This is a genomic window from Psychromonas sp. B3M02 (assembly GCF_003318165.1).
Lineage (GTDB): Bacteria > Pseudomonadota > Gammaproteobacteria > Enterobacterales > Psychromonadaceae > Psychromonas.
On record NZ_QOCB01000010.1, the window covers coordinates 105,561 to 113,292 of the forward strand.

Here is a 7,732-nt window from a genome sequence, read left to right on the forward strand (position 1 = left end):
TAAATAAAGCACATTAAATAAGTAAGTTAAAATTGGCTATTAATGGGCCACTTCCAGAAACAAAAAAGGCACGCAAAGCGTGCCTCTCTAAAGCTAAAAATTAAGTAACATTATTTTAATAATTTCATACGATTAGCGATACTTTCAGCCTGAGGACCAATAATCACTTGGAGATTCTTTTCACCTAATTTAACCACGCCCATTGCACCCAGCATTTTTAAATTAGCCTCTTTAATAATATTACGATCTTTAAGCGTCAAACGTAGGCGAGTAATACAAGCATCAATCACTTCGATATTTTTGATACCGCCCAATGCAGCAATATAATCATTGGCTAATGTATCACTATCCTGCGCTACCTTAGTTTCAGTTTCTGCTTGCGACTCTTCATGTTCTTCACGCCCAGGTGTTTTCAGGTTTAAAGTTTTAATTAACCCCAAGAAAACAAAGTAATAGATAACAAAGAACACAATACCTTGAACTAATAACATATACCATTGTTTCGCTAACGGATTTTGCGAAGAAAGTACCATATCAACTAAGCCTGCAGAGAAACCAAAACCTGCAATCCACTCCATGTTAGCAGCGATAAATACTGAGATCCCAGTAAGTACGGCATGCACGACATACAATAATGGCGCAACAAACATAAAGGAAAATTCTAACGGCTCAGTAACCCCTGTGAAAAAAGAGGCTAATGCAGCGGCTAACATAATAGATGCCACTTTTTGTTTATGCTCTGTGCGAGCAGCAGTGTAAATCGCTAGGGCGGCGCCAGGCAAACCAAACATCATGATTGGGAAAAAGCCCGCTTGGTACATACCGACTGTGCCTAATGCTGTTTTTCCTTCCGCAGCAAACTGTGCAATGGTTTCCTGACCAGCAAGGAAGTTAGGAATATCATTAATACCAGCTACATCAAACCAAAATACAGAGTTTAATGCATGATGTAATCCTACGGGGATTAATAAACGATTGAAAAAGGCATAAATTCCAGCACCAATATCACCCATTTCAGAAATGCTTTCTCCAAAATGCTGTAAACCAGAGAAGATCACAGGCCAAATCGCCATTAAGATAAACGAGACAATGATCATCACAATCGAGACCACAATCGGTACTAAACGTCGTCCAGAGAAAAACGATAAAGCATTATGTAACTCTACATCTGAAAACTTGTTATATAACTCAGCGGAAATAATACCAATCAAAATACCAACAAATTGATTTTCAATTTTACCAAAAGAGGCATGAGCAACTTCACCAGTAATTTGTTCAACAGCGCCAGGCGATAACAAAGTAGTCACCACTAACCAGCCAACCAAGCCCGATAATGCAGCCGCACCATCCTTATCCTTAGACATACCATAGGCGACACCAACAGCAAACAATAACGCCATGTTATCAATAACAGCAGCACCTGCTTTAATCAAAAAAGCAGCTAAAGGTGAATCCCCTCCCCAACCATTAGGATCTATCCAGTAACCGATCCCCATTAAAATGGCGGCAGCAGGTAATACTGCAACGGGCACCATTAACGCTCTTCCGACTTTTTGCATATATCCTAATATATTCACTGTAACGCTCCTTGATAACTCAACTTAATTTGCATCGATAATTATTTATTTCAATTTGTAATAAATAACCTATAAAATACCTGAACATGTCTATAAAACAAGCTATGACTCTAAAGTTTTTCCTATGAGGTGCAAATAAAACAAAGAGTTTATGTGACATGGGTCACTTAAAATTGTACTAGCATTATGTTTAGCAAGCTATTACAATCAACTTAATTATCAACGCGAATTAATTACTTTATTTATGATTTGGAGATAAACATGCGTCTAATTCCACTTGAAAACTCATTACATGTTGGCCAGTGGTCCGCACGATATATAGTCAACAAAATTAATCAATTTCAGCCTACGGCTAGCCGTCCTTTTGTACTGGGTTTACCAACGGGTGGCACACCATTAACAACTTATCAGCAATTAATTGCACTTTATCAAGCAGGTGAAGTGAGCTTCAAACACGTGGTGACTTTTAACATGGATGAGTATGTTGGTTTGCCACGTACTCACCCCGAAAGTTACTATAGCTTTATGTTTAACAACTTCTTTAACCATGTAGATATTCAAGAAGAGAACATTCATTTACTCGATGGGCAAGCAACAGATCTGAATGCCGAGTGTCAATGTTATGAAGAGAAAATAAAGTCGTATGGTAAAATCCATCTGTTTATGGGGGGAATGGGAAATGATGGTCATATCGCCTTTAACGAACCAGGATCCTCACTCGCTTCGCGTACGCGCCCAAAAACTTTAACTTCTAATACACGCTTAGCTAACTCGCGTTTTTTTGATAACGACGTCAATCAAGTTCCTAAACAGGCTTTAACCATAGGCGTTGCGACCCTTTTAGATGCAGAAGAGATTTTAACGCTTGTCACTGGTCACGCTAAAGCGTTAGCATTACACGCCGCCGTTGAGGGGTCAGTAAATCAGCAATGGACAGTGAGCGCCTTACAGCTCCACCCTAAGGTTGTGGTTGTCTGCGATGCAGATGCGACCATCGAACTAAAAGTTAAAACCTTAAATTATTTCACAGAAGTAGAAGCCGATAACCTAGGTAATCTATAGCCTGGCTATTTTATGGAGAAAGTAAACATGTATGCATTGGTTAATGGCATTATCTATAGCCCTGAATCAGTTCTAAAAGATCACGCAGTGATTATTGAAGGGCAATTCATTAATGCAATTGTGCCTATTGCAGATTTATCATCAGCAATAACTCAAATCGATGTACAAGGGCAACATATCAGCCCTGGCTTTATCGATTTACAGCTTAATGGCTGTGGTGGAGTGATGTTTAATGGTGCAGAAAGTGAGCAAACACTCTCAACGATGCAAGCTGCAAACCTAAAGTCAGGTACAACAAGCTTTCTCCCGACGTTTATTACTGACAGCGACCAAGGTATTAAAGATGCGCTATTGGCGACGCGTCATTATATGCAGACCACCAGCAATGAAGTGTTAGGTTTACATTTAGAAGGGCCTTATATCAATCAAGAAAAGAAAGGTATTCACCCCACTCAATGGATACGCCCCGCAGAAACAGAGATGATTAATCTGATTTGCAACAATGCAGATATAGTGAAAAAAATAACGACTGCACCAGAAAAAATGCCGCTTAAATTTATCAAACAATTAAGTGATGCGGGTATTGTTGTTTCATTAGGGCATACAAATGCCAGTTATCAACAAGCGAGCTTAGCTATCGCACAGGGAGCTAGTTTTGCCACACACCTGTTTAATGCCATGTCTCCCATGACAGGTAGAGAGCCTGGTTTAGTGGGTGCGGTTTACGATCATCAAATTTATGCAGGTATTATTGTTGACGGTTTCCACGTAGCTTACGAAAATATCCGTATATCTAAACGCTTGCTAGGTGATAAGTTGATCTTAGTTACCGATGCCACCGCGGCTGCCGGGGCTGATATTGAACAGTTTGATTTTGTTGGTACCAAGGTATTTTACAAAAATGGAAAATGTGTTGGTAAAGATGGTACTTTAGGCGGCTCAGCAGTCACCATGATAGAGTCCATTCAACAATGTGTTGAACAAGTAGGTATTGCCTTGGATGAAGCGATTAGAATGGCAACTACCTACCCAGCCAAAGCGATTGCAGTAGAACACAAATTAGGTAGCATTGAAGCAGGAAAAGTAGCTAACTTAGCAATTTTTGATCAGCAATTTAATGTGACCGCGACCATTGTTAACGGGTATCATAAAGTGACGGCTTAAATTAGTGATACTAAAAGGAAGAGATGGAATGAATGTAGGGGACGAGGCAAACACAATGAGCACTATCGTTAACCTTGATCAGGTAAAGCAACTTAATAGTGCGACTATTTATAAAGTCATTGAACAATATGCCCCTATTTCTCGTGTAAAAATATCTAAGATCAGTCATTTAGCGCCAGCCAGTGTCACCAAAATAACCCGCCAGTTGATGGAAAATGGCTTAATCTCTGAAGTAGACTTACAAGCCTCAACAGGTGGTCGACGAGCGATTTCTCTTGCACCCAATGCACATAACATTAATGTTATCGCGATTAGATTAGGGCAAACCCAACTCTCCATTGCTCATTATAAATTATCTGGCGCAAAGCAACTCAGTAAACAGGTCACCATACCTCTACTCGATAATAGTATTAATTTAATTGAGTTTTTTGTCTCTGAAATAGCCAAATTCATCACGCAACCGGCGTTGATTAATGAAAAGATCTCAGCGATTTCCATGACCATTTCCGGTTTGGTGAACCCTAACACTGGCACAGTGATTTACCATGCAACTTACCCCTTACAGAACATCGCATTAGTAGAAGAGATACAAAAAGCTTTTAATATTCCAACGTTTATTGGTAATCATACTCGTTGCCTTGCATTAGCAGAGCATTACTTTGGTGCTACACAACAATGCCAAGACTCAATACTAGTGAGTGTGCATCATGGTGTTGGTTCTGGTGTGATCATGGAAGGTAAAGTGTTATTAGGAAAAAGCTGTAATATTGGTGAAATTGGTCATATTCAGATCAACCCTAATGGTAAACAGTGCCACTGTGGCAATATAGGTTGTTTAGAAACAGAAGTGAGTGACAACGCTATTTTTGACAAAGTAAAAGCAGCAATCTCAGCAGGTAGCCCCTCTTCACTTAATATTTCAGATTTTACTATTGAGGATATCTATTTAGCAGCAATAGATAAAGATCCTTTATGTCAGTCGATAGTACAACAAGCTGCCACCTACTTAGGCAAAAGCATTGCTATTTTAGTGAATTTATTAAGCCCAGAAAAAATCGTCATCACAGGCAAGATAACCCTAGCCGGTAACCTAGTGTTTGATACAGTCAAAGCATGCACAGAGACACAAACTTTACCTGACTTTCATGACCATTTATCGGTGATCCCTACAACATTAGCAACCGATCCTACTCTAGCTGCGTTTGCATTAACCAAACAAGCCATTTATGAAGGCGATCTGCTACAAAGAATAAAAGTCTAATAAAAAACCTAAACATCACTGTTCAGGTTTTTAGGGGTTACTAGTCAGCTTTAAACGGCTACTGTTCAACAAACACCAGTTGCCCATCTGCTACATCAACTAAGATCGGACGGCTAGTGCTTAATTCGCCAGATAATATCTTCTGAGCTAACGCATTTTCCAGCAACTGTTGTACCGCTCTTTTTAATGGTCGAGCACCGTACACTGGGTCATAACCCGCTTCGACTAACAGATCAATAGACGCATCATTAAACATCAACTGATATCCCTTCGCTTTCAAACGCGTTTGCAAGGTATGGAGCTGAATGGTTGCAATTGATTTAATGTGTTTCTCGCTCAATGGATGGAAGACTACAGTTTCATCAATACGGTTTAAGAACTCAGGCTTAAAATGGGTCCCTAAAATAGTTAATAGCTGATTCTTAACATCGTCATAAGCGGCTCGTGGGAACGCATTTTGGATCACTTCTGAGCCAATATTAGAGGTCATAATAATCACCGTATTACGGAAATCAACGGTACGCCCTTGGCCATCGGTTAAACGCCCATCATCTAATACTTGTAACAAAATATTAAACACATCAGGATGCGCTTTTTCTATTTCATCCAATAAGATCACTGAATAAGGTTTGCGTCTTACTGCTTCCGTTAAGTACCCACCTTCATCATAACCAACATAACCAGGAGGCGCGCCGACTAAGCGAGATACCGCATGTTTTTCCATAAACTCTGACATATCGATACGTACCATGTTATCAACACTATCAAACAGGAAACTTGCTAATGCCTTACAAGACTCAGTTTTACCTACCCCCGTTGGACCTAAAAATAAGAATGATCCTATTGGACGATTTGGATCGCTTAATCCAGCTCGACTTCGGCGAATCGCATTAGAAACCGCTTCAATTGCTTCATTTTGTCCAACGACTTGAGAATGTAAGTGTTTCTCCATTTTTAATAGCTTATCACGTTCGCCTTCAAGCATTTTAGACACAGGAATGCCTGTCCAATGCGCTAGGATATCGGCAATTTCATTTTCGGTCACAGAGTGTTTTAACAAGGTCATCTCTTGCATCTCTGCTTGAGAAGCAAGGTCTAACTGTTTCTCTAAATCTGGAATACGACCATACTGCAGTTCAGACATACGCGTTAAATCTGCAGCCCGACTAGCAACTTCAAGGTCTAAACGCGCTTGCTCTAACGCTTGTTTAATATTTTGTGTGCCAGATAGCGCGGCTTTTTCAGTTTTCCACACTTCATCAAGTTCTTTATACTCTTTACCTTTACTTTGTAAGGTCTGGTCTAAATCACTTAAACGTTGCAAGCTGGCTTCATCGGTCGCATTTTGTAGCGACTTTTGCTCCACGGTTAATTGAATGATTTTACGACCTAATTTATCTAAATGCTCCGGCTTAGAGTCCATTTGCAATCGGATACTAGAAGCTGCTTCATCAATTAAATCAATCGCTTTATCGGGCAGCTGACGATCGGAAATATAACGATGTGACAAGGTGGCAGCCGCTACAATCGCCGGATCGGTTATCTGCACCTTATGATGTAACTCATAACGCTCCTTCAAACCACGTAAAATAGCTATCGTATCTTCAACAGTAGGCTCATCAACTTGTACTTTTTGAAAACGGCGCTCTAATGCGGCATCTTTTTCGATATATTGGCGATATTCATCTAGCGTTGTCGCTCCGACACAGTGCAGTTCACCGCGTGCCAAAGCGGGTTTTAGCATGTTACTCGCATCCATCGCACCATCGCCTTTACCGGCACCGACCATGGTATGCAACTCATCAATAAACAAGATCACTTGCCCCTCTTCTTTGGCGAGTTCAGCCAATACCCCTTTTAGACGCTCTTCAAATTCGCCTCGGTATTTAGCCCCTGCAATTAATGCCCCCATATCCAAAGATAGAACGCGTTTATTTTTCAAGCCTTCCGGTACTTCACCATTAATGATACGTTGTGCAAGCCCTTCTACGATGGCAGTTTTACCAACACCAGGCTCCCCAATAATCACTGGGTTATTTTTAGTACGACGTTGTAATACCTGCACCATACGGCGTACTTCATCATCACGCCCAATCACAGGGTCAAGTTTACCTGCTGCAGCACGCTCGGTAAGGTCGATAGTATATTTATCTAATACTTTTTCAGGGCCATCTATATCATCAACATGCTGACCTTGGCGAATTTTCTTTAATGACTCTTCGACTTTTTGCTTAGTTAGACCAAGCTCATTAAGCATTTTTCCTAACTCACCTTTATCCTCACATACAGCCACCAGAAACAGTTCAGAAGAGATGAATTTATCTTTGGCTTTCTGTGCATATTTATCACATAGATTAAAGGTAATACCCAGCTGACTTGATAGCTGCACATCCCCGCCTATACCAGATACTTTAGGTAATTTATCGAGCATAGTTGATAGTTGTGAGCGTAATAGATTTATATTAATTTCAAGATCAGACAAGATACCGCGGATCGCGACACCATCTTGATTTAACATGGCTAATAGGACATGTGTGGCCTCAATATATTGATGGTCACGACCTAGAGCAATAGACTGAGCATCAGCTAATGCTAATTGAAATTTACTGGTTAATTTATCTAAACGCATCTTAATTCTCCCAACAAAGATTACTCTTTATAAATGGGT

The 7,732-nt window shown here is 40.2% G+C and carries 5 protein-coding genes; 3 read left to right on the plus strand and 2 right to left on the minus strand.

What is annotated here, in order from left to right; genetic code table 11:
* Positions 1–110: 110 nt before the first annotated feature.
* On the minus strand, positions 111–1,577 hold the full coding sequence (nagE, locus tag DS885_RS01430; RefSeq protein WP_113817619.1) for an N-acetylglucosamine-specific PTS transporter subunit IIBC: 1,467 nt from the start codon (positions 1,575–1,577) through the stop codon (positions 111–113).
* A 261-nt stretch (positions 1,578–1,838) separates the two neighbouring features.
* Here nagE and nagB point away from each other — a divergent pair, with 261 nt between their 5' ends.
* Genes nagB through DS885_RS01445 form a run of 3 tightly spaced genes read left to right on the plus strand, consistent with a single transcriptional unit; the run spans position 1,839 to position 5,064 of the window.
* Positions 1,839–2,639: a glucosamine-6-phosphate deaminase gene (nagB, locus tag DS885_RS01435; RefSeq protein ID WP_113817620.1), complete on the plus strand. Its 801-nt coding sequence runs from the start codon at positions 1,839–1,841 to the stop codon at positions 2,637–2,639.
* Positions 2,640–2,651: 12 nt separating this feature from the next.
* On the plus strand, positions 2,652–3,803 hold the full coding sequence (nagA, locus tag DS885_RS01440) for an N-acetylglucosamine-6-phosphate deacetylase (RefSeq protein WP_258546817.1): 1,152 nt from the start codon (positions 2,652–2,654) through the stop codon (positions 3,801–3,803).
* A 55-nt stretch (positions 3,804–3,858) separates the two neighbouring features.
* Positions 3,859–5,064 carry an ROK family transcriptional regulator gene (locus tag DS885_RS01445; protein ID WP_258546818.1) on the plus strand — a complete coding sequence of 402 codons (1,206 nt, stop codon included), beginning with the start codon at positions 3,859–3,861 and terminating at the stop codon, positions 5,062–5,064.
* Positions 5,065–5,122: 58 nt separating this feature from the next.
* Here the strand turns inward: DS885_RS01445 and clpB are convergent, their stop codons facing one another.
* Positions 5,123–7,693: an ATP-dependent chaperone ClpB gene (gene clpB / locus DS885_RS01450; protein ID WP_113817623.1), complete on the minus strand. Its 2,571-nt coding sequence runs from the start codon at positions 7,691–7,693 to the stop codon at positions 5,123–5,125.
* Between the last annotated feature and the right edge of the window lie 39 nt (positions 7,694–7,732).